Here is a 24466-nt window from a genome sequence, read left to right as displayed (position 1 = left end):
TCCGAGGCCGCGGACGGTGGCGGCAATCCTGGCAACACGGCATCCGTCCCCTCGCCGGTTCCGCCGGTGCCGGTGATGCAGATCATTTTCGGGCTGATGCTGGCCATCCTGCTGGGGGCGCTGGAGCAATCGATCGTGGCCGTGGTGTTGCCGGAGATCGCGCTGCAGCTTAACGGCTTCGAGGAGATGGCCTGGGTGGTCTCGGCCTATCTGGTGGCCTCCACGGTGGTGACGCCGATCTACGGCAAGCTCTCGGATCTGCTCGGGCGGCGCTCGGTCCTGTCGTTTGCCATCGTGTTGTTCTTCCTGGCTTCGATCGCGTGCGCGCTGGCGCAGACCATGCCGCAACTGATCATCGCGCGCATCCTGCAAGGGCTGGGCGGCGGTGGCCTGATCTCGGTGTCGCAGGCCACCATTGCCGATGTGGTGCCGCTGCGCGACCGCGGCCGCTACCAGGGTTATGTGAGCGGCGTCTGGGCCGTGGCCAGCATGGCGGGCCCGGTGATCGGCGGCTACCTGGCGCATTACCTGTCGTGGCGCTGGATTTTCTGGATCAACCTGCCGCTGGCGCTGCTCGCGCTGCTGGTGGTTCGCCGTGCGCTCAAGCACCTGCCAGCGGGCGGGCGCCGCCATCGCATCGACTACGTCGGCGCGCTGCTGTTCGGTGGCGGCCTGACCGGCGTGCTGGTGTTCCTGACCCGGCTCGGGCAGGGGCAGTCTGCCGCAACGCCGCAGACGCTCGGCCTGCTGGTGGCCGGGATGGTCGCCATGGTGCTGTTCGTGTGGCAAGAGCGCCGGGTGGCGGACCCGATGATCCCTCTGGACATGCTGCGCGTGCCGACGGTCACGATCTGCTGCATCACGCTGTTCCTGTGTTTTTTCCAGCTGATCGCCATGTCCGTGCTGCTGCCGCTGCGCTTCCAGGTAGTGGGCGGCGTCCAGGCCGACAGCGCCGCGCTGCGGCTGGTGCCGCTGACGCTGTCCATCCCGTTTGGCGCCTTTATCTCGGGCCGGCTGATGACGCGGAGCGGGCGCTACAAGCCGCTGCAGCTGGCGGGCTCGCTGGTTGCGCCGCTGGCGATCGTCGCGCTGGCGTTCGTTGATCCGCATGCGGTCCTGCTGACCGCGCTGGTGATGGTGATGCTCGGCCTGGCCATCGGGCTCCAGCTGCCAAGCGGCTTGGTCGCTACCCAGAACGCGGTGCCTGCCCACCAGGTGGGCGTGGCCACGGCGCTGACCGCCTTCTCGCGCATGCTTGGCGGCGCGGTTGGCGTGGCGGTGCTGACCACCGTGCTGATCGCACTGTTGCGCCATGGCGGCATGGGTATAGCAGACCTGGCCGGTGGCGAGGACATCCTGATGAGCATGTTCCATCGCGCCATGGTGGGGGGCGATGCGGGCAACTCGGCCGATGCCGGCGCGGTGCGCGCGGCGGCCGAGGTGGCATTCCGCACCTTGTTCCTGCTCAGCGCCGCCGTGTCGCTGGTCGCGCCCTTCCTGGTGGCGCGCTTGCCGGAGGCCACCTTGCGCGGCAGCACCGGCACCAGCGTGGCAGCCAGCATGGATTGACGGCGCACGCAGACCGGGTGCGGCCGGGTGAGGCCGCGCTGCCCGGCCAGGTCAGGGGCTCTGCGCCTCTGGCGCGCTGCTTTTCCCCAGGAAGCCGAACTCCACCGGCGTCTTGGCGTAGAACACCTGGACGTCTTCCAGGGCAAGGCGGTCGAACAGCCGCTGCACTTCCTCCTCCGTGGCAATCACGGTGATCTCCTCCGGCCGGTCGGCCAGCTCCAGGAAGTGCCAGGTGTGAAAGCGGCGGTCATGGCCGATGCCTTCGGCCGCCACCATATGCGTGGCGCCGCGGATCCGCAGCTCGCGCAGGATCTGCAGTAGCCAGTGGGATAGCTGCTTGCCGTGGTGGCGGCGGTTTTCGATGGTGAACAGCGTGAGTTGGAAGCCTTGCACGGCAGCCCCCCTTTTGCCCCCTTGCGGCGGTATTCGCGTGCCGCGGACGTGGCATGGACGGCGTGCGCCTGGCGGGGTGCCGTCTTTAGTTTAGGCGCGAAACCTGCTTCCCCAAAAAACAAGGGATTACCCTAGCCCCGTTCCGGGAAAGGGCAGGCTATATTTCCATTTGTTTCAATAGAGATCCATGGTTTTATATATAAAACAAAAACCAAGGGGTCACTTTTATTACGCCAACCCTTAGCAGGCCCCAGTGCGACATCCGAAGTCCGAAACCAACCGCAGGCGCGCACTGCGCTGGCCCGCCGCAGCTTGCCTCGCGATCGCCAGCCTGTGGATTGGCGCTGCACCAGCGGCGCGCGCCGCGCAACCCGCCTCTGCCTGCAGCGCACTGCGCATTGTCGTGCCGTTCCCGGCGGCTGGCCCGGCCGACCTGCTCGCGCGCACGCTCGCGCAGGGTTTGCACCAGCGCCGCGGCATGACCGTGGTGGTGGACAACAAGCCCGGGGCCAATGGCAATATCGGCATCGATGCGGTGCGCCGAGCGTCCGGCGATGGCTGCACCTTGCTGGTGGCGCCGGCCGGCAACCTGACCATCAACCCCACGCTGTTCCCGGCACTGTCATATCAGGTCGAGCGCGACTTCCTTCCCGTTTCGCTACTGGCAAGCTCACCCAATGTGCTGGCGGTGCACCCCTCCGTGCGCGCCAGCTCCGTGCAGGAGCTGGTGGCGCTGGCCCAGCGCGCCAGGCCGCCGCTTGGCTATGCCAGCCCAGGCGTGGGCAGCGGTCTGCACCTGGCCGGCGAGCTGTTCCGCCAGCAGACCGGCATCGCGCTGCTGCACGTGCCCTACAAGGGCACCACGCAGGCGCTCAACGATGTGGTGGGCGGGCAGGTGCCGATCCTGTTCGGCACGCTGCCCACGCTGGCGCCCTTCATCCGCTCCGGCGCGTTGCGCGCGCTGGCCGTGACCCAGGCCACGCGCTCGCCCGCGGCGCCAGCGATTCCGTCGCTGGCCGAGCAGGGCGTGCGTGGCATCGAGGTCAGCTCGTGGTACGCGCTGCTGGTGCCGCGCGCCACGCCGGCGCCGGTGGTGGCGGCGCTTTATGCCGACGTGCGCGAAGTCTTCGGCGGCAAGGCGGTGCGTGAGGAACTCGCGCGCCAGGGCATGGAGCCGGTTGCCAGCACGCCCGATGTGCTTGCCGCGCGTATCCGTCGGGAGAGCGCGAGCTGGGCCGAGCTGATCCGCGCGCGCGGCATCAAGGCTGAATAAGGCAACAGCGCAATAACGCAATAACGCAAGCCGGTGATGGCAGCCGGTTTGTGTCGCCTCGCATGCGTTGCGCTTCATTCCCGCGCATCTTCCCCCGCGGCGCCTTCGGCATCCAGCCCCTTCATGTTTTCCAGCAGCTTGAGCAGGTAGTGCAGCGTGTGGGTGATGTCGCCGGTTGAAAAATCGGTCAGCGCCCGCTCGTAGTAATCCCGGATCTTGGGCTGCGCCAGGCGCAGCCATACATGACGCCCGGTCTGCGTCATGGTGACCAGCCGCGAGCGCCGGTCGCGCCCGTCGGGCGCCATGCTCAGGTGGCCGTCGCGCTCCATGCGGCTGATCAGTCCCGACAGGTTCTGCCGGCTCACCATCAGGTATCGCGCCAGGTCGCCCACGCTCATGCCATCGGCCGCCTGTGGCCGCGACAGCGCGCCCAGCACGGCCCACTGCTGCGTCGTCAGGCCTTCGGCCTCAACCGCCCTTGACCCCGTTTTATGCAACATATTTGCGCATTGGTACAGGCGAAAGAACAACCTGTTTGCCATTTCCATGCGCGCGGCCGGGGCAAGATCATCATCAAAATCGGGGTTAACCATCATAAATTCCTGAATAGCCGTACTTGCATTGGTCCAGCTGTCCGCCTAGTATACGTCAATATATTTACATATTTAAACGCTGACGCGCGACCTATCAGCCGCACGATAGCACCCTGGACCACGAAGGAGAACACTGTGCAAAGACTCGAAGGCAAGACGGTCATCGTGACCGGTGGTGGCGGTGGCATCGGCGGGGCAACCTGCCGGCGCTTTGCGCGGGAGGGCGCCGCCGTGGCCGTGCTCGACCTGAACCTGGCGGCAGCGCAGCAGGTCGCCGCCCGCATCCGCGAAGACGGCGGCCGCGCCGAAGCATTCCAGTGCGACATCACGGACCGCGCCAGCGTCGACGCCGCCGTGGCGGCCACCACCAGCCAGCTTGGCCCCATCGACGTGCTGGTCAACAACGCCGGCTGGGACGTGTTCAAGCCCTTTACCAAGACCGAGCCGGCGCAATGGGACCGCCTGATCGCCATCAACCTCACCGGCGCGCTGCACATGCACCATGCGGTGCTGCCCGGCATGGTGGAGCGCAAGCGCGGGCGCATCGTCAATATCGCCTCTGACGCCGCACGGGTGGGTTCTTCCGGCGAGGCCGTCTACGCCGCGTGCAAGGGCGGCCTGGTGTCGTTTTCCAAGACCATCGCGCGCGAGCACGCCCGCCACGGCATCACCGTCAACGTGGTGTGCCCCGGCCCGACCGATACCGCGCTGTTCGAGGATTACAAGCAAGGCGCCGGCAACCCGGAAAAGCTGACCGAGGCCTTCACCCGTTCGATCCCGCTGGGCCGCATCGGCCAGCCGGAGGACCTGCCCGGCGCCATCGTGTTCTTTGCCAGCGACGACGCGGCCTTCGTCACCGGACAGGTGCTGAGCGTGTCGGGCGGGCTGACCATGAACGGCTGAATCCGGCTGCAGCGGCTGCAGCGGCTTTCAAGACAACGAAGACAACGACCATGAACTACGAAGACATTCTCTACGACGTGCGCAACGGCGCGGCCTGGATCACCATCAACCGCCCGGAGAAGATGAACGCCTTCCGCGGGCGCACCTGCGACGAACTGATCCACGCCATCAACCGCGCCGGCTATGACCGGGAGATCGGCGCCATCGTGCTCGCCGGCGCCGGCGAAAAAGCCTTCTGCACCGGCGGCGACCAGTCCGCGCATGAAGGGCAGTACGACGGCCGCGGCACGATCGGCCTGCCGATGGAAGAGCTGCACAACGCCATCCGCGACGTGCCCAAGCCCGTCATCGCCCGCGTGCAGGGCTACGCCATTGGCGGCGGCAATGTCATCTGCACGATCTGCGACTTCACCATCGCCTCCGAGAAGGCCGTGTTCGGGCAGGTCGGCCCCAAGGTCGGCTCGGTCGATCCCGGCTATGGCACGGCTTTCCTGGCCCGCGTGGTGGGCGAGAAAAAGGCGCGCGAGATCTGGTATATGTGCCGCCGCTATCCGGCTGCCGAAGCCCTCGCCATGGGCCTGGTCAACGCTGTCGTCCCCCATGAACAGCTCGACGCCGAAGTGCAGAAGTGGTGCGATGAGATCATGGAGAAGAGTCCCACCGCGCTGGCCATCGCCAAGCGCTCGTTCAACATGGACACGGCCCACCAGAGCGGCATCGCCGGCATGGGCATGTACGCGCTCAAGCTCTATTACGACACCGAGGAATCGCGCGAAGGCGTCACCGCCTTCCAGGAAAAGCGCAAGCCCGATTTCCGCAAGTACGCCAAGTAAGCCGACATAGCCGCCATAGCCGCCGTTGCGCTCACAAGCAACGCGGCCGCAAGGTGCACCGCATCGGCGCGCCATGCGGCAAGACCTCCTGGAGACGCCATGAACCCCTATCTCGATGAAGACCTGGCCGTGCTCGGCGACCATGCCCGCCGTTTTGCCACCGAACGTATCGCGCCCGGCTTCCTGGAGCGCGACCGCACCCGCGAGCTTGACCGCGCGCTGATGCGCGAAATGGGCCAGATGGGCTTTATCGCCCCCGAGCTGCCCGAGCAATACGGCGGCCAGGGCCTGGGCTGCCTGGCGGCCGGCGTAATCCACGAAGAAGTGGCGCGCGCGGACCTGAGCCTTTCGTACATCAACCTGCTGGCTTCGCTGAACGGGCAGATCCTGGCGCATCATGCCGCCCCGGAGATCGCGCGGCCGTGGCTGCAGCGCCTGACGCAAGGCGAAGCCCTGTTCGCCATCGCGCTGACCGAGCCGCGCGGCGGCTCGGACGCGGCCAACCTGCGCCTGCGCATGGAGCGCGACGGCGACCACTACGTGCTCAACGGCGAGAAGACCTCCATCTCCGCCGCCGACCAGGCCGACGCCGCGGTAGTGTTCGCGCGCAGCGGCTCCGTCGAGGCGGGCGCGCGCGGCGTGTCTGCGCTGCTGGTGCCGATGGACCTGCCCGGCATCACCACCAACCGCTTCGACTGCCACGGCCAGCGCGCCATCGGGCGCGGCTCGATCTTCTTCGAGAACGTGCGCGTGCCCGTCAGCCACCTGCTTGGCAAGGAAGGCGAGGGCTTTGTGCAGGTGATGCAGGGCTTTGATTTCTCCCGCGCGCTGATCGGCCTGCAGGTACTGGCGGTGGCCAGCGCGAGCCTGGAAGAAACCTGGGAATACGTGGCCGAGCGCCAGGCCTTCGGCAAGCCGCTGGCCGCTTTCCAGGGCGTGTCCCATCCGTTGGCGGATTTCGAGACGCAGGTCGCCGCCGCGCGCCTGCTGTGCCTGCAGACGCTCTGGCTGAAAGACCACAACCTGCCGCACACGGCCGAAGCCGCGATGTGCAAATGGTGGGCGCCCAAGCTGGCCTACGACGTGGTGCACCAGTGCCTGCTGTCGTTTGGCCACGGCGGCTACGACCGCGGCCCCATGGAGCAGCGCCTGCGTGATGTGCTCGGCTTCCAGATCGGCGACGGCACGGCCCAGATCATGAAGACCATCATCGCCCGTACCCGCGCGGGCCGGGAAGCGGTGCCAGCCTGATCTTGCCAGCGAGCAAGCCTGACCAAAACGACAACAACGAGGAGACACGCCATGGAATTCGACGCCATCCTGCTGCCCCCGCGCCGCGCGTCCAGCGTCGCGCAAGGCTTCTGGCCAGAGCGCACCATCAACGATGCGCTGGACGACTGCTTGGCCACCTGCCCCGACAAGGTGGCGCTGAGCGCATTGCAGGTGGAAAGCGGCGAGACCACGCAACTGACGTACCGGGAACTGGCCGGGCAGGCCGGGCGCATCGCGGCGGGCCTCGCCAGGCTGGGCGTTGGCGCCAACGATGTCGTGTCCTGCCAGTTGCCCAACTGGTGGCAGTTCACCGCGCTCTACCTAGCCTGCGCGCGCCTTGGCGCGGTGCTCAATCCGCTCATGCCGATCCTGCGCGAGCGCGAGTTGTCGTTCATGCTCCGGCACGCGTGCAGCAAGGTCGTGGTGATTCCAAAGCGCTTTCGCGGGTTTGACTACGAAGCCATGTTCGATGGCCTGCGCCAGGCGCTGCCTGACCTGCGGCACGTGGCCGTGATCGGCGGCGCCGGGCCTGATTCGTTCGAGACCTTGCTGGCCGGCGCCGGCGCGCCGGATCCGGCGGCTGGCCATCGCCCCGGCCCGGACGACATCACCCAGCTCATCTACACCTCCGGCACCACCGGCGAGCCGAAGGGCGTGCTGCATTCGTCCAACACGCTCATGGCCAATATCGTCACGTACGCCGAACGCCTGCGCCTGGGTGCGGGCGACGTGATCCTGATGGCCTCGCCCATGGCGCATCAGACCGGCTTCATGTACGGCCTGATGATGCCGGTCATGCTGGGCGCGAGCGTAGTGCTGCAGGACATCTGGGAGCCGCGCAAGGCCGTGGCGCTGATCCGGCAGGAAGGCGTTACCTTCACCATGGCCTCCACGCCGTTCCTCACCGACCTGGCCCGCACGGTCACCGAGACTGGCGACGCCGTGCCCACGCTGCGCGCCTTCCTGTGCGCGGGCGCCCCTATCCCCGGCGCGCTGGTGGAGCTGGCGCGCGCCGCGCTGGGCGCCAAGGTGATCTCCGCCTGGGGCATGTCGGAAATGGGCGCGGTGACCACCACGCGGCTCGAGGATGACGATGAGCGCGCCTCCAGCACCGACGGATGTCCGTTGCCCGGCGTGGAAGTGCGCGTGGTCGACGTAGCGGGCGCGCCGCTGCCGGTGGGCGCCAGCGGCCGCCTGCTGGTGCGCTCCTGCTCCAATTTCGGCGGCTACCTGCGCCGTGCGCACCTGAACGACACCGACGCGCACGGCTGGTTCGATACCGGCGACCTGGCCCGCATCGACGCGCGCGGCTACATCCGCATCGACGGCCGCAGCAAGGACGTCATCATCCGCGGCGGCGAGAACATCCCCGTGGTCGAGATCGAAACCCTGCTGTACCGCCATCCGGCCATCGCGCAGGTGGCCATCGTCGCCTATCCCGACGAGCGCCTCGGCGAGCGCGCCTGCGCCTTCGTCGTGACCCACGGCGGCCAGCCATTCGACATGGCGGCGATGGTGGACTTCCTCAAGGCGCAGAAGATGGCCGTGCAATACATCCCCGAGCGGCTGGTCGTGCAGGGCACGCTGCCCTTGACGCCAGCGGGCAAGATCCAGAAATTCAGGCTGCGCGAGCAACTTCGCAAGAGCGGGCAAGGGGAGGGAGCATCCAGTGACCGCGCATGAAGCCACGCCTGCGAGCGACGAGAACCTGGTCCTGCTGGAGATGGTCGGCCGCGTCGCCGTGATCCGCCTCAATCGTCCCCGGCAGATGAACGCGCTCAACGATGCGCTGATGGATGCGCTCGGCCTGGCGCTGCTGACGTGTGAGCAAGACGACGGCGTCGGCGCCATCGTGATCACGGGCAACGACAAGGCCTTCGCCGCCGGCGCGGACATCGCGGCCATGCGCGGCTGGGACTATATGGACGTGTTCAAGTCCAACTACATCACGCGCAACTGGGAGACGCTGCGCAATGTGCGCAAGCCAGTGATCGCCGCGGTCGCGGGCTACGCGCTTGGCGGCGGCTGCGAGCTGGCCATGGCCTGCGACATTCTCATCGCGGCGGACAACGCGGTGTTCGGCCTGCCGGAACTGAAGCTTGCGGTCATCCCCGGCGCGGGCGGCACGCAGCGCCTGCCGCGCGCCATCTCCAAGGCGAAAGCCATGGACATGTGCATGACGGCGCGCAACATGGATGCGGCTGAAGCGGAGCGCAGCGGGCTGGTATCGCGGGTAGTGGCCGCCGGGCGATTGATGGATGAAGCGATGGCGGTGGCGCAGACGATTGCCGGCTTTTCGCTGCCGTCGATGATGGCGCTCAAGGAGGCGATCAACCGCGCCTGCGAGTCATCGCTGTCCGAGGGCATGCTGTTCGAGCGGCGGCAGTTGCATGCGCTGTTTGCCACGCAGGATCTGAAGGAGGGGATGAATGCGTTTTTGGAGAGAAGGGCACCGGTGTTCCGGCACCGCTAGACGGCATGTGGGCATCGATGCCGGAGCCTTCTATCTGCCAAAGCTGAAAAAAGGGGGGGCATGTCCATTCCGCAATGGCTCCAATTTCCGGGAAAAGAAGTTTGAATGCCAAGTCAACGGACGCTTAATACGAACCGTTTAATGGAGAGCTGGTCGGTCAGGCTAGCTCAATGTTCGCGTGTCCACGGCTGCCCGGACGGTGGCCTTCCAAGGAAATGTCATGAAGAAGATTGTCGCTACCGCTTTCGCGCTGTGCCTTGGCGCAGCATCCATCGCCGCTCAGGCGCAAGGCACCGGCAAGGTTGATCCCTACACCCAGGGCGCCAAGGCTGGCAAAGCGGACCCGTACACCGATGGCGCCAAGGCAGGCAAGGCTGACCCCTATACCGACGGGGCCAAGGCCGGCGACAAGTTTGACCCCTATACCCAGGGCGCCAACAAGAGCTCGCGTGCCAACCTGACGGATTCGAAGGCGAAGAAGTCGCATAAGAAGCAAACCAAGAAGGCCGTGCCGGCGACGACTGCCGGGGCCTGAGCCGTTTTGCCGCGCGGTGGTTGATGCCGTGCTCCTGGAAAACCCGCCAACCGGCGGGTTTTTTCTTCGATGAACCGGGTTGGCTCGCCGCCGGCGCCGCGGGCCATGACGCAGCCCAGGGAAATGCGGCGCCGCTGTCCGTGCTGTCTGATTTGCCTGGTTTGCCTGCCCGGTCCCCGAGCGGAATTCAGGGTGCTTCGCCGACCGGCATGATTGCCGTCGTATCGATGCGCTGGACCTTGCCCTGCTCTCGTACTTCCGTGCGGAGCACGAAGCGCTCGCTTGGGCAATACCAATCCGTGATCTGCATGACCGAAGGCGTCGTCATGATCAGCGTATCGACTAGCTGCGTTGGCCCAAGCGAGGAGTGCTTTTCGTAAGTGATGGGTATGCAATCCTTGCGGCCCAGCGCGGTATCAATCATGCGGCGCCGTCCAACGTGGCGCGAGCTGATGGTGATCGTGGCGTGCGCGGCGCGCAGCTCGCCCACCTCCTCATCCGTTCCGCGCGCATAGATCTTGAGTGTCAAGCTGGAGTTGACCGTCTCGCCGCCAAGTATCGCGCCCTCGCGCAGATCTGCTCCCGCATAGTTGACCACGCCTTCGCCGACGCTTGTCGATGTGCCATAGAGCCGGGCATAGCGTGCTCTCGCGTTGATTTCCGAGTGGATTTCGACGCGAACCGCCGATGGCGCAGCGAGCGGCGAGATGCTGACCAGGTCGCGCTGATCCGCAATGACCGGCGGCCCCATCAGCGCTGCCAGCGCGCTCTTCGAGTGAATATTGATGATCGCCTGGCATTGCGCCGGCGTGCTTTCCAGCAGCTCCTGGACCGTCATCATTGACATCGGCATGGCGCCGTCTGCCTCCATCCGTACCTTCGCATTCGGACGAGACCAGAGCGTTTCCCAGCAGTTTGCCTTGCCCGCCGATGGTGGCGCCGCGGCCGGCAGCGGTCTTTCGGGCAATGGGGATGATTCCGATGATTCGGACGGAATTGGCGCGTCGCTCGCGGCCCACGCCACCTGGGCGGCAGGCAGTACGGCGGCGATGCCAATCGCAGCAAGCTCGCGCTTAACGCACACTTTCTTCCCCGGGGGCAAATTTCCATTTTACTGCCTGGGTGCGCAACCCAGGGGAGCCGGCCGTGCGCCGGGCCTGCCCAATGCTGCACGACGAAGAGGCTATCGCGGAGTGAATATGCCCCGCTCATCACATCGCTTTCCCTTGGCCGGCGAGTTCTTCAATGGTCACTGGTTTTGGCTATCAATATTTAAGTATCAATCCAAATAATAAATCAACCGGACGGTCGGTTTATAAATATACTGCGGCATCGGTCCACAGGAAAACGCCATGTACACCCAATCACTGGATATCCCAGGCAACGCCCAGCCGCTCGAAACGGTGCAAGCCGACGTCTCGCCGGAACAGGCGCATTTCGACGCGGTCATGGACGCTGACGGCAAGATCGAGGCGCAGGACTGGATGCCAGACGCCTACCGCAAGACCTTGATCCGGCAGATCTCGCAGCACGCGCACTCCGAGATCATCGGCATGCAGCCCGAGGGCAACTGGATCAGCCGGGCGCCGAGCCTCAAGCGCAAGGCCATCCTGCTCGCCAAGGTGCAGGACGAGGGCGGCCATGGCCTGTACCTGTATAGCGCGGCCGAAACGATGGGTGTGTCGCGCGACCAGTTGGTCGATGCCTTGCACGCCGGCAAGGCCAAGTATTCGAGCATCTTCAATTACCCCACGCCCACCTGGGCGGACGTGGGCGTGATCGGCTGGCTGGTGGACGGCGCGGCGATCATGAACCAGATCCCGCTGTGCCGCTGCACCTACGGCCCATACGCGCGCGCCATGATCCGCATCTGCAAGGAGGAGTCCTTCCATCAGCGCCAGGGGTTCGATGCGCTGCTGTCGATGATGAAGGGCACGCAGGCCCAGAAGGACATGGTGCAGGAGTCGGTGAACCGCTGGTGGTGGCCGGTGCTGATGATGTTTGGTCCCAGCGACAAGGACTCCATCCATAGCGGCCAGTCGTTCAAGTGGGGCATCAAGCGCATCTCCAACGACGACCTGCGCCAGAAGTTTGTCGACGCAACGGTCGAGCAAGCCAAGATCCTTGGCGTGACGCTGCCCGATCCGGACCTGAAGTGGAACGAGGCACGCGGCGCGCACGACTACGGCGCAATCGACTGGGAAGAATTCTGGCGCGTGGTCAATGGCGACGGGCCTTGCAACAAGGAGCGCCTCGCCACCCGGGTGAAGGCGCACAACGATGGCGCCTGGGTGCGTGAAGCCGCGCTGGCGCATGCCCAGAAGCAGGCCGATAGACAGGCCGCCCGCGACCGCAAACAAGCTGCTTGAACAGGAGACAAAGATGAACAAGGAATGGCCAATCTGGGAAGTGTTCGTGCGCAGCAAGCAGGGCCTTGACCACAAGCATTGCGGCAGCCTGCACGCGCCCGACGCCAGCGGCGCGCTGCGCATGGCCCGCGACGTCTACACGCGCCGTCAGGAAGGCGTGAGCATCTGGGTGGTGCCCTCGGCCATGATCACGGCGTCGGACCCGGCGGACAAGGAGTCGTTCTTCGAGCCGGCCGGCGACAAGATTTATCGCCACCCGACGTTCTTCGTGCTCCCCCCCGAAGTCGACCACATGTAAGGCGGGACCCAGAACATGACCACGCTCCAACATTTGTCGTACGTGCTGCGCCTCGCCGATAACGCGCTTATCCTGGGCCAGCGCAACAGCGAGTGGTGCAGCCAGGGCCCGGCGCTCGAGGAAGACATTGCGCTGGCGAACATCAGCCTGGACCTGATCGGCCAGGCACGCCTGCTGTACTCGCACGCGGCTACCCTTGACGAAGCACTGAACGGCACACGGAAAACCGAAGACAGCTACGCCTACTTCCGCGCCGAGCGCGAGTTCGCCAACTACACCTTGGTGGAGTTGCCCCACTTCGGGCCGCTCGCCGGCACGGCACGCGCCGAGCGCGACTATGCGGTCACGATCACGCGCAACTTCCTGTATTCCGCGCTGATGTGCCACCTTTGGACGGCTTTGCAATCGTCCGCCGACACGCATCTGGCCGCCATCGCTGCCAAGTCGCTGAAGGAAACCCGCTATCACCTGACCCACGCCGCCGACTGGCTGATCCGCTTTGGCGACGGCACCGAGGAGTCGCACCGGCGCGCGCAGGCGGCGCTGGATTACCTGATGCCATACACCCGTGAGTTCTTCGCGACCGATGCGGTGGAAACCGCGGTGGCAGCGGCCGGCATCGGGCCCCAGATGGCGGACCTTCAGCCCGCCTGGGAGGCAGACGTCGCCGCCACGGTGGCCCAGGCCACGCTTACGTTGCCGTCCGAGGCGAAACACATCACCACCGGCAAGCACGGCGAGCACTCGGAGCACATGGGCTACCTGCTTTCCGAAATGCAGAGCCTTGCGCGCCAGCATCCCGGCGCCACCTGGTAGATCAAGATGAACGTTGCAGACACGCTGATGGAGTCCGACGCCACGCTGGAGCGCGCCTGGACCGTGCTCGAAGCCGTACCCGACCCGGAAATCCCGGTGGTGTCGATTCGCGAACTGGGCATCCTGCGGGACGTGCGCCGCGGCGCCGACGGCGTGCTCGAGGCCGTGATCACGCCAACCTATTCGGGCTGTCCCGCCATGTCGCAGATTGCCGAGGACATCGAGCAGGCCTTGAACGCCGCCGGGATCCGCCCCCATCGCGTTGTCACCGTGCTCGCCCCGGCCTGGACCACCGACTGGATGACCAGCGAAGCGCGCGACAAGCTGCGGCAATACGGCATCGCGCCCCCGATGGGCAACTGCGGCAGTGGCCATGCGCCGCAAGAGAAGACCATCCGCTTCGTGCCGCGCACGGCAACACACGACCGGCCAGCATGCCCGCAATGCGGCTCCGTGCACACCGAACGCCTGGCGCAGTTCGGCTCGACGGCCTGCAAGGCACTGTACCGCTGCCTCGATTGCCGCGAGCCGTTCGACTATTTCAAACCGTACTGACAACCGTACCGACCTGGACCGACAACATGGCGACACCGCAATTTCATCCGCTGCGTATCCGCGAGGTACGGCCCGAGACCGCCGATGCGGTGACTGTCTCGTTCGAGGTGCCGGAGGCCCTGCGCGACGCGTACCGTTTCACGCAAGGGCAATTCGTCACGCTCAAGGCGCATCTTGACGGCGAGGAAACCCGCCGCTCCTATTCGATCTGCGTGGGCGTCACCGACTATGACCGCGATGGCGAGCTGCGCATCGGCATCAAGCGGGTACGCGGCGGCAGGTTCTCCAATTTTGCCTTCGATACGCTGCAGCCCGGCCACGAGATCGAGGTGATGACGCCCGACGGCCGCTTCTTCACCCACCTGAACGCCGATCTGTCGCGGTCCTATGTGGCGTTCGCGGGCGGCTCGGGCATCACGCCAGTGCTCGCGATCATCAAGACCACGCTGGAGACGGAGCCGACCAGCCGCTTCACGCTGGTGTATGGCAACCGCAGCGTCGACGCGATCATGTTTGCCGAGGAGCTCGAAGACCTCAAGAACCGCTTCATGAGCCGGTTCTCGCTGTATCACGTGCTGTCCGATGATCTGCAGGAGGTCGAGCTGTTCAACGGCGTGCTGGATCAGGCGAAATGCGAGGCCTTCCTGGCCACGCTTGTACCCGCCGCCGAGATCGACGAAGCCTTCATCTGTGGCCCCGGCCCGATGATGGACGCCGCCGAGGCCGCGCTCAAGGCCGCCGGCGTGGCGCCCGCGAAGGTGCACGTGGAGCGCTTTGGCACGCCGCTGCCGCAAGCGGGCGTGCCGCCGATCGAGATCACCGACGACACGCCGGCCGCGGATCTGGAGCTGATCATCGACGGCAAGAAGCGCAAGCTGCGGCTGCCGTACGTGGGCGTCAGCGTGCTGGACGTCGGCCTGAAAGCGGGCCTTGCATTGCCCTATGCCTGCAAGGGCGGCGTGTGCTGCACGTGCCGGGCCAAGGTCCTGGAAGGCGAAGTCAAGATGGAAAAGAACTACACACTGGAACAGCACGAGATCGACGACGGCTTCGTGCTCACCTGCCAATGCCATCCGGTCTCCGACCGGGTTGTCGTCAGCTACGACGAACGGTAAGCAAACGGTAAATCGACGCACAGCAAGTGCAGTACCGCAATCCTTTAAAGAAATACGGCCCCCGCAATGAATCACGCACTGTTTGACAAACACGAGAAGACACTTGCCCAAGCCCTGGACGCCATCCGGACCCGAGGCTACTGGAGCCCCTTCAATGAGATGCCCAGCCCGCGCACCTACGGCGAGACCGCCGCTGCCGACGGCGAGGCGGCATTCAAGGCGCAACTCGGACGGCCCTTCGTGCTCGAGCAAGCCGGCAGCACGGGCACAGTCGGCGCGGAACATTCGCCATTCGGCTTCGCGCTGAACATCGGCTATCCCAACGCCGAGCCCGATGCGCTGATCGCGGCGGCGCAAGCGGCGCAGCTCCAATTCCGCAAGGCCGGCCCGAAGGCCTGGGTCGGCGTGAGCCTGGAGATCCTGGCGCGGTTGAACCAGGCGAGCTTCGAGATCGCGCACAGCGTCATGCACACCACCGGGCAGGCGTTCATGATGGCATTCCAGGCCGGCGGCCCGCATGCGCAGGACCGCGCGCTAGAGGCGATCACTTATGCGTGGGATGCCATGCGCGACATTCCGCAGACGGCGTACTGGGAAAAGCCGCAAGGCAAGAATCCGCCGCTCGCCATGGAAAAGCGCTTCACCATCGTCCCGCGCGGGATCGGGCTGGTGATCGGCTGCTGCACGTTTCCCACCTGGAACAGCTATCCCGGCCTGTTCGCGGACCTGGCCACCGGCAATGCCGTCATCGTCAAGCCGCATCCCGCCGCGATCCTGCCGCTGGCCATTACCGTGCGTATCGCGCGGCAGGTGCTGGAGGAGGCCGGCTTCGATCCGAACATCGTGTCCTTGCTGGCCACCGCACCCAATGACGGCGCGCTGGTGCAGTCGCTGGCCACGCGCGATGAGATCCGGCTGATCGACTTCACCGGCAGCACCGCCAACGGCGACTGGCTGGAGACACATGCGCTGCAGGCGCAGGTGTACACCGAGAAGGCGGGCGTCAATCAGATCGTGATCGACTCGGCGGACGAACTGAAGGCGGTGTCGCGCAATATCGCGTTCTCGCTCGCGCTGTACTCGGGCCAGATGTGCACCGCGCCGCAGAATATCTACGTGCCGCGCGATGGCATCAAGACGGCGCAAGGCACGGTCCCGTTCGAGGAAGTGGCCCAGTCCATCGCCGATGCCGTGCAAAGGCTGACCAGCGATCCGGCCAAGGCCGTGGAGCTCATCGGTGCGATCCAGAACAAGGGCGTGCTCGACCGGATCGAGCAGGTGACCAAGCTGGGTGCGCCGCTCCTTGCCAGCCAGCGCCTGGTGCATCCGGCCTACCCGGAGGCGAGCGTCAGCACGCCGGTCCTGCTGAAGCTCGACGCCCGGCGCGACGAAGATACGTTTACGCAGGAATGGTTCGGCCCGATTGCGTTTGTGATTGCCACCGATTCCACCCGGCATTCGCTGGACCTTGCCGCGCGCATTGCTCGCACGCGCGGCGCGCTGACGCTGTCGGTCTACAGCGCGGACGAACAGGTGCTCGATGCCGCTGACGAGGCTGCGGTGTCCGGCGGCGTCGCGCTGTCGGTCAACCTGACGGGCGGCGTCTTCGTGAACCAGTCGGCTGCGTTCTCGGACTTCCACGCCACCGGCGCAAATCCCGCAGCCAACGCGAGCCTTGCCGACACGGCCTTTGTCGCTAACCGCTTCCGCGTCGTGCAAAGCCGGCGGCATGTGCCGCAGCGCACCTGAACGACTGCGTATCGAGCACTACCGATCAGTAAGCAGGCACGTTGCCAACCTGGGCGGCACGACGGCTAAGACCGTTGACGCGCATGACCAGGTTGGCAGGCTGCCGCGTGGCGCCCCCGTTTCCGCCACCGTCCGTTCCTATTCTGCCGCGTCATTCTCAGGAGACAACCGTGGTCCAGCCAATTCCTCAACCGGGCGAACTCGAAGCCATCGAACTAGCCAGCCGCGACGAACTCCAGGCGCTGCAACTGGCGCGCCTCAAATGGTCGCTGCGGCATGCCTATGACAATGTGGCGCACTACCGCCGCGCCTTCGACGCCGCCGGGGTGCATCCGGACGACCTGCGCCAGCTATCCGACCTGGCGAAATTCCCCACCACGACCAAGAAGGACCTGCGCGACAACTATCCGTTCGGGCTGTTTGCCGTGCCAAGGGACGAGGTGGTGCGCGTGCACGCATCGAGCGGCACCACCGGCAAGCCGACCGTGGTGGGCTATACCGCGAAGGACATCGACACATGGGCCAACGTGACGGCGCGCTCGATCCGTGCGGCGGGCGGCCGGCGCGGCGACACGCTGCACAACGCGTTTGGCTACGGCCTGTTCACCGGCGGCCTCGGCATTCACTACGGCGCCGAGCGGCTCGGCTGCATGGTCGTGCCCATGTCCGGCGGACAGACCGAGAAACAGGTACAGCTCATTCGCGATTTCGAGCCGTCGATCATTCTCGTCACGCCGTCCTACATGCTCAACCTGATCGACGAGATGGCACGCCAGGGCATGAACCCGGCGGAGTCATCGCTAAAGATCGGCATCTTCGGCGCCGAGCCGTGGACCCAGGGCATGCGCAGCGAGATCGAGACCCGGGCGGGCATCCAGGCCGTCGACATCTACGGCCTCTCGGAGATCATGGGCCCGGGCGTGGCGTCCGAGTGCATTGAAAGCAAGGACGGTCCGGTGGTCTGGGAGGACCATTTCTATCCCGAGATCATCGATCCGGTGACCGGCGAAGTGCTGCCCGACGGCAGCCAGGGCGAACTGGTCTTCACCTCGCTATCCAAGGAAGCCATGCCGATGATCCGCTACCGCACGCGCGACCTGACCGCGCTGCTGGCGCCGACATCGCGCTCGATGCGCAGGCTGGCGAAGATCACGGGGCGCTCCGACGACATGCTGATCATTCGCGGCGTCAATGTGTTTCCGAGCCAGGTCGAGGAGCTGATTCTCGGCATTGCCCGCCTTAGCGGCAACTACCAGCTGTGCATCACGCGCGACGGGCATATGGATTCGCTGTCCGTGTCGGTGGAGGCGCGCGCGGAGATCTGCGCCTCGCTGGCCGAAAGCGAGCGCGCGCAGCTGGCACGTGAGCTGCAGCACCGGGTCAAGACGATGATCGGCGTTTCCACGGCCGTGCGCGTCCTGAATGCCGGCGAGATCAAGACCACCGCCACGGGCAAGGCGCAGCGCGTGCTCGACTTGCGGCATCCCAGCGCTTGAGGCGGCAACTGCGGGAGGCGTGAGAAGCGAGCGAGAAGCAAGCCAATCGCAGCCGATTCACGCTGAGTGAAAAAAACTATTCAAAAACGCAAAAGGCTGTTGTACAATCCGGCCTCCGTTTCGATTGAGACGGAACTTGTTCCCCGATAGCTCAGTTGGTAGAGCGCCGGACTGTTAATCCGTAGGTCCCTGGTTCGAGCCCAGGTCGGGGAGCCAAAAAGCGGGAGTAGCTCAGTTGGTAGAGCGCAACCTTGCCAAGGTTGAGGTCGCGAGTTCGAGCCTCGTCTCCCGCTCCAGACATGATGTCCACGGACTTCCATCGAAGTCCGCTGGCCTTTGAAAAAAGGGGCTTCTGCCCCTTTTTTTCATTCCATCTGCCGTAACGGCACTATTCTCCCAGGGCCGAGGCGATGGCTTTCGTCCATACGCAATGGCAAAGGCGCCAGGGTCCATATTCCCGAGGGCTCGTTCTCACTTGATCGTCGTATTGAGACTCGTATGTCCTGGCTGAAGCTGAACAAGCTTCGGGTTCTTCGTCACTCGCATCAATTTCGTTTCGCCGAGGCGCTTGCAGTATATTTTTCGATACATCCCCAACTCGGAGAGTAAGGATTGAGGTACGGGAATGTCGTAAGATTGCCGGGTCTTGCTGGTTTCGGATCTGAGGTGAATAGTGCGTTGTTCGACGTCTATATCACGCCACTCCAGGTTGAGAATCTGTCTTCTCCGCATGCCCGTGAAATAGAGCGTCCTGATGAACGCTCTCCAGAATCAGATAGGTCGCATGCAAGGCTGCCACGGATGCTCTGGATTGTCTAGCAGCTGAAATAACAGGCTCAGCTTTTCCCTCTGAATTACCTTCGGCAGTTCATGATGCACAGGTGCCTTCTTGGCGGCGCGGAACGGGCTTGAGACAACTATCCCGGTTTCCACGCCGTATTGGAAGATCGCAGAGAGATGCCGGTGTAGCGTATTGTAAGTCGAAGCCGAAGTGCTCTTGATAGCCTTGTTTCTGTAGTCAATAAGGTTATCAACACTTAATTCCTTCGCGTCAATGTCGCTTACTCATCGGATAAGGTGAGTAGTCTTCTCCCTGTACGATTTCACTGTGTCTGGTGCCAGAATCTTGTTGCGAAGATACTCTTTCAAGACCGTCATATAGACCAGGCGCGTCCGAGGTAGCAGCGCCGCTTGCTCCGCAACCCGCTCGTACCCTTCGATCCACCGTGTGTTTTCCTTGATGCCGCCACGCTGTCGGCTAGCGTCCCGAGGCTCCCGGGCCCACATCCATGCATCGATCACGCCCAGCCGCTCCCGATCCGGCGTGACGGCATACGTCGGATGCAGATACACTCCCCTCTGCGCTTCGAAGCTCAGCGGTCCTAGTCCCTCCACTTCCTGGTCGTTGACGTCCAATTCGGTTATGTCAGCGATGCACAACACCACCGGGAATTGGCCGGCCCTGGCAGCGGTGCGCTCGCCAATGTGGCTGCATCACATCCGTCCAGTCGATCTCCTCATTACCGAGGAATCGATACGTCGCCATGGTCTCCGACCATCCATCGCAAGCGCCCGGAATTCTCGCCGTCGGATTGGCTGCAAACCGCTTGAGCAGTTCCTTCGCCCGCCGGTCCCGCCTGGGATCGCCCGGATTCAGCCCTTCAAATTCTTCGTCCACCCACGCCCCCGACTCGTTGCCCATTCGCGCTGCCGGGTAGCCAGACGCGGTTACCCGCGCCCGGCCCCCTAAGAACCGTGCATGCTTCTTTCGACGCACACGGCTCAAGCCTCTACGAAGGCACCTTTCGGTACCCGGTCTCACAACTGTAGTTCTGGCGTACTACCGAGTTCTACGGCAATCGAGATGGTGCAGTTCGAGATTGCTCGCTGAGTCCGATCCGCCTTCGGTTCTTTTCACAATGTGGCGGACATCCCAAGGAGTGCCCTTTGTGATAGGTTCCTGACAGGTAGGACACAGGCGATCTTGCCTGAGCCAGACGCGGTAGAGCTTCGCACGGCCTCTTGACGAGTTCAGCGTTTTCTTGCCCCACCGGGACTCGAAGTACTGTTCCCATTTGGGGTCGTGCGGATTCGCGTTGGCTTTGATCTTGACATGCCGCTGTATTGGCGTGTCCGACTCTTGCAGCAGGGTAAGCTCCCGTTCCGTTCCATCCTCTTGTTTTTCTGTGGCGGTAAATGCCCAGTTCCGGGTGCCTCGGGTCTTGAAGTATTTCTCTTTGACCCATCTGGCTCCTTTATTGGGGTGTCTTCTCACCGCCCATCGCCATAGCATTGACCAGACATTGGCATCAACCCGAGCGAAGGTTTCCTTGGCGACTACATGGCTGTGGTAATTCGCCCATCCACGCAATACCGGATTGAGCAGCCTTATCAGGTTTGCCTGTTTAGCCGTCTTGTTGGCCCTGATGACTTCACGGATTTTGTCAAGATGAGCCTTGACGTTCGCTTTCGACGGCTTGACCAACAGCTTGCCGTTGTACTTGCGAAGGTTCCATCCGAGGAAGTCGAACCCATCCGTGATATGCGTTATTTTGGTTTTTTCCGGCGATAGGACAAGCCCACGCTCCGCCAGGAATTCGACCACGGCAGGCATGACTTCGCTCTCCAGCCATTCTTTCGAGAAGCCAGTGATGATGAAGTCGTCCGCGTAACGCACCATGTTCATTTTTAAGCCTGCCCGCCTTGCCTGCGGAAACTTCTCCGCTAGCCTTGCTTCGAGACCGTCCAACGTCATGTTGGCTAAGACAGGGCTGATAATTCCCCCTTGCGGGGCACCTGCCTCAGTTGGGAAGAGTTCGTTTTGATACACGAATCCCGCCTTGAGCCACTTCTTTAGGACCGCCTTATCCGTAGGGACATGGGCGAGCATCCAGTCGTGACTGATTTTGTCGAAACAGCCTTGAATGTCGGCCTCTAGCACCCATTGTGCATTTGCCTTTTTCGCGAGCGAGACGAAACACTGTCCCCCGGCATCCGCGGTTGAGCGCTCCGGCCTGAACCCATAGGAGTTCAGATCGGCGGTGGTTTCCGCGATCGGTTCCAATGCCAGCAAATGTAGCGCTTGCATGGCGCGGCACTTCATCACGGGTATGCCCAGCGGCCTCGTCTTGCCGTTTTTCTTCGGAATTAACACCCTCCGAAGCGGAAGGGGCGAGTAGCCCCGCCTCTTCAACGACGCCATCGCGTTGGTCTTTGCCTCCGGTGTTTTCCACGTTACCTTGTCCACACCGGGGGTATTCCTGCCTTGATTTTCAGTCACCCGCTTGACGGCTAATGCCTTGCCGCTGAACGAGTGGGTCAGTAGCCATTGCAAGGCTTTCGCCTTGTTATGGCGACCTTCCTGTGTCGCCTTCACTATACGCGTTTGCAGCCCTCTTACATGCCGTTGGACCTCGGCCCAATTGATGCCGTCCCACGTCATGCCAGAAGGCGCCACGCGCCTGTGTTGCAGCACTCATTTGCTTTCCTCCCGTTAAGATGGTTCTGGAAACTCTCTGGTGAGGAGAGACCATGAGGAAGTCTGCCCGCTTTCGCGTGAGGTGATGTTGCAACCTCTATCCGTCCCATTACAGGTCGGCGTTCGCTTTTTCCTCGTTCCTGTGCCCGCACCGCCATGGGCAGACTTTGCAGCCTGCTGTCCCCGAAGGGAGCGATACGGGGTTTCCACGTTCCGCTTGCAAAAGTACGTCGGGTTAGGTGCCTGCTATTGACCGGGAGGCATATGGGTCACGAGAGCGCATTTTCGAAACCCTGTTCCCACCTCCATTACCGTTTTGGTTCAAGCGTAGAAGCCACTTCCGCTTGTTTCTCGTCACGATCTTTATCGCAGATTCAAATGTTTTCACCCTACCGACTATCTGGCACTTCACCGGCGCGTGGCTGCCAGAAGGGTATGCCTCTCGCGATTGATACCCCGCACCTTACGATGCTTCGTTACGTTGTCAGAGCCGCTCTTTATTCAGGCTCCTAGATTCAACCGGTGACACGGTTGGTTCCCTCCGTTGCCGCGGGAACAACTTCTGCAAGCGACCTCGTGTCGCAACGAAAAGTCGAGAGTAAACGCGAGTCCGCGCATGTTTACAACCCCCTACGTCCCATGTTGTCGAAGTGGGGCCATCACTTCTGTATAACGAGATGGAGTAAGGGGGGCGGCGGTCTTGCGCTGGCACGGCGCTAGAGCGCCGGTGAGTTCGTAGCCGGTATCGCTTTGTTTTCGCTGCATTGAGACATGCTGCAAACCCATTCTGACCAAACGGAACGTGGCCTTCACTAAATCGGAGGACCTAGGCGATCTTACCAAGACGATTGTCAAGGAACTGCAGCTTGTACCCGAGGGAATTACTGACGAAACCAAGGGAGCGGAGAACATCCGGCTTATTTTACGCAATCTCACCCAACTGACAAACAACCTGGCGCAGCTGCGTGGACTCTATGGAACCGGGCATGGTCGTGACGGCCAGTATCGGGGACTACAGCCACGACATGCGCGATTGGCTGTGGCTTCGGCTGTTGCATTCATCGACTTCATCACTGACACATACCAGCACAGAGAGGCAATGAAGTCGAAAAGTTAGGTTCGTCGCCGATTTCCGGGGTAGGCGGCCGATCTCGAGGAGGGGATAGTCGTACTCTTGGCGCGAAATCTGGTGGTGGTCGCCCGGAAGGCCGCTTGCAGCACGAATCATGGCCGCCCGCACAGTTCTCGCACGACCTCCGCTACAAGATGCGCGTGACCATCGACCGTCCCGGCCTGCCGGACGCGCGCGGAGGCGCACCGCGACCACGCGCGGACCGCGGTGGTTCTCCGCGACGATGGGCATGCGATGCCTGACGTGTTTGTGCGGCGCCTTGAGAAAGCAACAACCACGCAAAGTTACAGCGAACCGCAGCTTTTCCCGAAAGGAGGGGAGTCTCAGTACGTACCCATATAGTCACGCTTGCCAATTTCCACACCGTTATGGCGCAGGATCGCGTACGTGGTGGTGACATGGAAGTAGAACTGGGGCAGCCCGTAACTCAGCAGGTACGACTGGCCAGTGAATTTCTTCTCCTTCGGCGTGCCCGGGCGCGTAACGATTTGGCGCTCCTCGTTGCCATCGATCTGTGCCGACGTGAAGCCTTCGATGAAAGCCAGAGTTTTGCTGATAAGCACTTGCAACTCCGCGAAAGTCTGTTCGGTGTCCTCGTACTTGGGAACTTCCACACCGGCAAGACGTGCAGACACGCCCCTGGCGAAATCGGCGGCAATCTGCACCTGGCGGATCAAGGGCAACATATCAGGAAACAGGCGGGCCTGCAGTATTGCGCTTGGATCGATGTTCTTCGCAACAACATGCTCTTCCGTCTTGGCCAGAATAGCGCTAACGCTGTTCAGCATTTGCTTGAAGAGCGGAACAGAGGTGGCGTAGAGGGAAATGGCCATGGAGCTTCCTTTAGTTGAATGTGACTCAATTATAGACAGGAACCGACGGGCCCTACTTGTGTCGACTCGCCACACCTCCTGATTGCCGAGAGGAAGAACGCTCGGCAAGGGTGGTTTATTCCTGCCTTCGCTGCGGTCCCGCCGAAGCGGGCTACGCCGCAATCGGTGGCGTCGCCGAACCTTCGCCTACTCGCTGGTTCCCATCGCGTTCGTCTATCACCTGGCGCGTTACTACACGCTGCTGCTCTCGCAGGGCAGCCAGATGGTGAAGTTGGTATCGGATCCGCTCGGCGTGGGATGGAATCTGTTCGGGACCGCGCGGATGGATTTCCCGCCCATCATCCTCGGTGCCAGCGCGATCTGGCATACGCAGGTCGGACTAATTCTCGCGGGCCATATCGCCAGCGTATTCCTGGCCCATATCGAGGCGCTGCGATTGTTCCGCGATACGCGTCGGGCGCTGCTGAGCCAGTTGCCGATGCTCGCGCTGATGGTTGTGCTGACCGCGGGCGGACTCTGGGTCCTGTCGATGCCGATCGGCGGAGGCTGAGCCCCAGGGGTCTTCCAATCTTGTCTTCAAGGGAGTCGATTCATGAATGCACAATCCGGGCAGGCCAGGCAAATCTCTGCGGTCGCCATTGCCACCGTCGTAGCCGTCGCGAGCGTGGCGCTGATCGTGGGCGGGTATTGGATGGCGCGTATTGCCGCTCAGCCGGATTCCGGCGCCGCGCAGGCTCGGCAGGGGTCCGTGTCCTGACGGTCAGGATTGGCGCCCCTGGCG

At 63.5% G+C, this 24466-nt stretch carries 24 protein-coding genes, 2 tRNA genes and 1 pseudogene; 20 read left to right on the top strand and 7 right to left on the bottom strand.

Annotated features, from left to right (window positions below; translation table 11 throughout):
• Positions 1–75 precede the first annotated feature (75 nt).
• On the top strand, positions 76–1569 hold the full coding sequence (locus tag A9975_RS14300) for an MDR family MFS transporter (RefSeq protein ID WP_183033433.1): 1494 nt from the start codon (positions 76–78) through the stop codon (positions 1567–1569).
• Between the two features lie 51 nt (positions 1570–1620).
• Here the strand turns inward: A9975_RS14300 and A9975_RS14295 are convergent, their stop codons facing one another.
• Complete coding sequence (locus A9975_RS14295; RefSeq protein ID WP_183033357.1) at positions 1621–1962, bottom strand: DUF190 domain-containing protein; 342 nt, start codon at positions 1960–1962, stop codon at positions 1621–1623.
• A gap of 253 nt (positions 1963–2215) precedes the next feature.
• Here A9975_RS14295 and A9975_RS14290 point away from each other — a divergent pair, with 253 nt between their 5' ends.
• Positions 2216–3235 (top strand): tripartite tricarboxylate transporter substrate binding protein, encoded by a 1020-nt coding sequence (locus tag A9975_RS14290; protein WP_370564625.1) that lies wholly within the window; start codon positions 2216–2218, stop codon positions 3233–3235.
• 74 nt (positions 3236–3309) lie between these two features.
• Here A9975_RS14290 and A9975_RS14285 read toward each other — a convergent pair whose 3' ends face one another.
• Entirely contained in the window at positions 3310–3828 is a 519-nt protein-coding gene (locus A9975_RS14285; protein ID WP_183033431.1) for a MarR family winged helix-turn-helix transcriptional regulator, read from the bottom strand.
• 135 nt (positions 3829–3963) lie between these two features.
• Between A9975_RS14285 and badH the strand changes: the two genes are divergently transcribed.
• The 6 genes from badH (at position 3964) to A9975_RS14255 (ending at position 9844) form a co-directional block, all read left to right on the top strand.
• Entirely contained in the window at positions 3964–4731 is a 768-nt protein-coding gene (gene badH / locus A9975_RS14280) for a 2-hydroxycyclohexanecarboxyl-CoA dehydrogenase (protein ID WP_183033356.1), read from the top strand.
• A 50-nt stretch (positions 4732–4781) separates the two neighbouring features.
• Positions 4782–5564, top strand: coding sequence for a 2-ketocyclohexanecarboxyl-CoA hydrolase (badI, locus tag A9975_RS14275; protein WP_043353513.1), 783 nt, complete (start codon positions 4782–4784; stop codon positions 5562–5564).
• Between the two features lie 99 nt (positions 5565–5663).
• Positions 5664–6815: a cyclohexanecarboxyl-CoA dehydrogenase gene (gene aliB, locus A9975_RS14270; protein ID WP_183033355.1), complete on the top strand. Its 1152-nt coding sequence runs from the start codon at positions 5664–5666 to the stop codon at positions 6813–6815.
• A gap of 51 nt (positions 6816–6866) precedes the next feature.
• Entirely contained in the window at positions 6867–8519 is a 1653-nt protein-coding gene (gene aliA / locus A9975_RS14265) for a cyclohexanecarboxylate-CoA ligase (protein ID WP_183033354.1), read from the top strand.
• Positions 8506–9309, top strand: coding sequence for an enoyl-CoA hydratase (locus A9975_RS14260; protein ID WP_183033353.1), 804 nt, complete (start codon positions 8506–8508; stop codon positions 9307–9309). The genes aliA and A9975_RS14260 overlap by 14 nt, the downstream gene beginning before the upstream one ends.
• A 220-nt stretch (positions 9310–9529) precedes the next feature.
• The gene (locus A9975_RS14255) at positions 9530–9844 is read left to right on the top strand and encodes an amino acid ABC transporter permease (RefSeq protein WP_183033352.1); all 315 of its coding nucleotides are present in this window, start codon (positions 9530–9532) and stop codon (positions 9842–9844) included.
• A 187-nt stretch (positions 9845–10031) separates the two neighbouring features.
• Here A9975_RS14255 and A9975_RS14250 read toward each other — a convergent pair whose 3' ends face one another.
• Positions 10032–10928, bottom strand: a complete 897-nt coding sequence (locus A9975_RS14250; protein WP_183033351.1) for a hypothetical protein — start codon at positions 10926–10928, stop codon at positions 10032–10034.
• Positions 10929–11196: 268 nt separating this feature from the next.
• Here A9975_RS14250 and paaA point away from each other — a divergent pair, with 268 nt between their 5' ends.
• From paaA to A9975_RS14205, 9 genes are all read left to right on the top strand, one after another.
• Positions 11197–12213, top strand: coding sequence for a 1,2-phenylacetyl-CoA epoxidase subunit PaaA (gene paaA / locus A9975_RS14245; RefSeq protein WP_183033350.1), 1017 nt, complete (start codon positions 11197–11199; stop codon positions 12211–12213).
• Between the two features lie 13 nt (positions 12214–12226).
• Positions 12227–12511 (top strand): 1,2-phenylacetyl-CoA epoxidase subunit PaaB, encoded by a 285-nt coding sequence (paaB, locus tag A9975_RS14240; protein ID WP_006156041.1) that lies wholly within the window; start codon positions 12227–12229, stop codon positions 12509–12511.
• Between the two features lie 15 nt (positions 12512–12526).
• A complete protein-coding gene (gene paaC, locus A9975_RS14235; RefSeq protein WP_183033349.1) occupies positions 12527–13327 on the top strand; it encodes a 1,2-phenylacetyl-CoA epoxidase subunit PaaC in 801 nt (266 codons plus the stop codon).
• A gap of 6 nt (positions 13328–13333) precedes the next feature.
• Positions 13334–13882 carry a 1,2-phenylacetyl-CoA epoxidase subunit PaaD gene (gene paaD / locus A9975_RS14230; RefSeq protein ID WP_183033348.1) on the top strand — a complete coding sequence of 183 codons (549 nt, stop codon included), beginning with the start codon at positions 13334–13336 and terminating at the stop codon, positions 13880–13882.
• 26 nt (positions 13883–13908) lie between these two features.
• A complete protein-coding gene (gene paaE, locus A9975_RS14225; protein ID WP_183033347.1) occupies positions 13909–14997 on the top strand; it encodes a 1,2-phenylacetyl-CoA epoxidase subunit PaaE in 1089 nt (362 codons plus the stop codon).
• Positions 14998–15063: 66 nt separating this feature from the next.
• Positions 15064–16746, top strand: a complete 1683-nt coding sequence (gene paaN, locus A9975_RS14220; protein ID WP_183033346.1) for a phenylacetic acid degradation protein PaaN — start codon at positions 15064–15066, stop codon at positions 16744–16746.
• A 170-nt stretch (positions 16747–16916) separates the two neighbouring features.
• Positions 16917–18242: a phenylacetate--CoA ligase PaaK gene (gene paaK, locus A9975_RS14215; protein WP_183033345.1), complete on the top strand. Its 1326-nt coding sequence runs from the start codon at positions 16917–16919 to the stop codon at positions 18240–18242.
• Between the two features lie 140 nt (positions 18243–18382).
• Positions 18383–18458, top strand: a tRNA-Asn gene (locus A9975_RS14210).
• A 4-nt stretch (positions 18459–18462) separates the two neighbouring features.
• Positions 18463–18538: transfer RNA gene (locus A9975_RS14205), tRNA-Gly, on the top strand.
• Between the two features lie 175 nt (positions 18539–18713).
• Here the strand turns inward: A9975_RS14205 and A9975_RS38545 are convergent.
• The 3 genes and pseudogenes from A9975_RS38545 to ltrA all read right to left on the bottom strand — a co-directional run bounded on the left by A9975_RS38545 (position 18714) and on the right by ltrA (position 21684).
• On the bottom strand, positions 18714–18998 hold the full coding sequence (locus tag A9975_RS38545) for a tyrosine-type recombinase/integrase (RefSeq protein ID WP_370564659.1): 285 nt from the start codon (positions 18996–18998) through the stop codon (positions 18714–18716).
• Positions 18999–19394: 396 nt separating this feature from the next.
• Positions 19395–19944: pseudogene (locus A9975_RS14195) on the bottom strand (transposase); the annotation flags it as partial.
• Between the two features lie 138 nt (positions 19945–20082).
• Complete coding sequence (gene ltrA, locus A9975_RS14190) at positions 20083–21684, bottom strand: group II intron reverse transcriptase/maturase (protein WP_183033430.1); 1602 nt, start codon at positions 21682–21684, stop codon at positions 20083–20085.
• A gap of 838 nt (positions 21685–22522) precedes the next feature.
• On the opposite strand from ltrA, the gene A9975_RS14185 reads away from it, so the two are divergent.
• The gene (locus A9975_RS14185; RefSeq protein ID WP_220810748.1) at positions 22523–22837 is read left to right on the top strand and encodes an abortive infection family protein; all 315 of its coding nucleotides are present in this window, start codon (positions 22523–22525) and stop codon (positions 22835–22837) included.
• A gap of 338 nt (positions 22838–23175) precedes the next feature.
• Here A9975_RS14185 and A9975_RS14180 read toward each other — a convergent pair whose 3' ends face one another.
• Positions 23176–23685 carry a DUF1993 family protein gene (locus A9975_RS14180; protein WP_183033343.1) on the bottom strand — a complete coding sequence of 170 codons (510 nt, stop codon included), beginning with the start codon at positions 23683–23685 and terminating at the stop codon, positions 23176–23178.
• 82 nt (positions 23686–23767) lie between these two features.
• Here A9975_RS14180 and A9975_RS14175 point away from each other — a divergent pair, with 82 nt between their 5' ends.
• Both A9975_RS14175 and A9975_RS14170 read left to right on the top strand, forming a co-directional pair.
• On the top strand, positions 23768–24235 hold the full coding sequence (locus tag A9975_RS14175; RefSeq protein WP_183033342.1) for a hypothetical protein: 468 nt from the start codon (positions 23768–23770) through the stop codon (positions 24233–24235).
• A 42-nt stretch (positions 24236–24277) separates the two neighbouring features.
• On the top strand, positions 24278–24442 hold the full coding sequence (locus A9975_RS14170) for a hypothetical protein (RefSeq protein WP_183033341.1): 165 nt from the start codon (positions 24278–24280) through the stop codon (positions 24440–24442).
• Positions 24443–24466 lie beyond the last annotated feature (24 nt).

Origin of the sequence: Cupriavidus sp. UME77, assembly GCF_014170355.1 — a bacterium.
Lineage (GTDB): Bacteria > Pseudomonadota > Gammaproteobacteria > Burkholderiales > Burkholderiaceae > Cupriavidus > Cupriavidus basilensis.
Note: the sequence above shows the minus strand (reverse complement) of the source record. Positions and strands in the feature narration are given on the sequence as shown.

Bases quoted from the DNA above. Each gene is read 5' to 3' on its own strand.
- A9975_RS14300 (WP_183033433.1), top strand. From the start codon at position 76: ATGCAGATCATTTTCGGGCTGATGCTGGCCATCCTGCTGGGGGCGCTG.
- A9975_RS14285 (WP_183033431.1), bottom strand. From the start codon at position 3,828: ATGGTTAACCCCGATTTTGATGATGATCTTGCCCCGGCCGCGCGCATG.
- badI (WP_043353513.1), top strand. From the start codon at position 4,782: ATGAACTACGAAGACATTCTCTACGACGTGCGCAACGGCGCGGCCTGG.
- aliB (WP_183033355.1), top strand. From the start codon at position 5,664: ATGAACCCCTATCTCGATGAAGACCTGGCCGTGCTCGGCGACCATGCC.
- aliA (WP_183033354.1), top strand. From the start codon at position 6,867: ATGGAATTCGACGCCATCCTGCTGCCCCCGCGCCGCGCGTCCAGCGTC.
- A9975_RS14255 (WP_183033352.1), top strand. From the start codon at position 9,530: ATGAAGAAGATTGTCGCTACCGCTTTCGCGCTGTGCCTTGGCGCAGCA.
- paaA (WP_183033350.1), top strand. From the start codon at position 11,197: ATGTACACCCAATCACTGGATATCCCAGGCAACGCCCAGCCGCTCGAA.
- paaB (WP_006156041.1), top strand. From the start codon at position 12,227: ATGAACAAGGAATGGCCAATCTGGGAAGTGTTCGTGCGCAGCAAGCAG.
- paaC (WP_183033349.1), top strand. From the start codon at position 12,527: ATGACCACGCTCCAACATTTGTCGTACGTGCTGCGCCTCGCCGATAAC.
- paaD (WP_183033348.1), top strand. From the start codon at position 13,334: ATGAACGTTGCAGACACGCTGATGGAGTCCGACGCCACGCTGGAGCGC.
- paaE (WP_183033347.1), top strand. From the start codon at position 13,909: ATGGCGACACCGCAATTTCATCCGCTGCGTATCCGCGAGGTACGGCCC.
- paaN (WP_183033346.1), top strand. From the start codon at position 15,064: ATGAATCACGCACTGTTTGACAAACACGAGAAGACACTTGCCCAAGCC.
- ltrA (WP_183033430.1), bottom strand. From the start codon at position 21,684: ATGACGTGGGACGGCATCAATTGGGCCGAGGTCCAACGGCATGTAAGA.
- A9975_RS14180 (WP_183033343.1), bottom strand. From the start codon at position 23,685: ATGGCCATTTCCCTCTACGCCACCTCTGTTCCGCTCTTCAAGCAAATG.
- A9975_RS14170 (WP_183033341.1), top strand. From the start codon at position 24,278: ATGAATGCACAATCCGGGCAGGCCAGGCAAATCTCTGCGGTCGCCATT.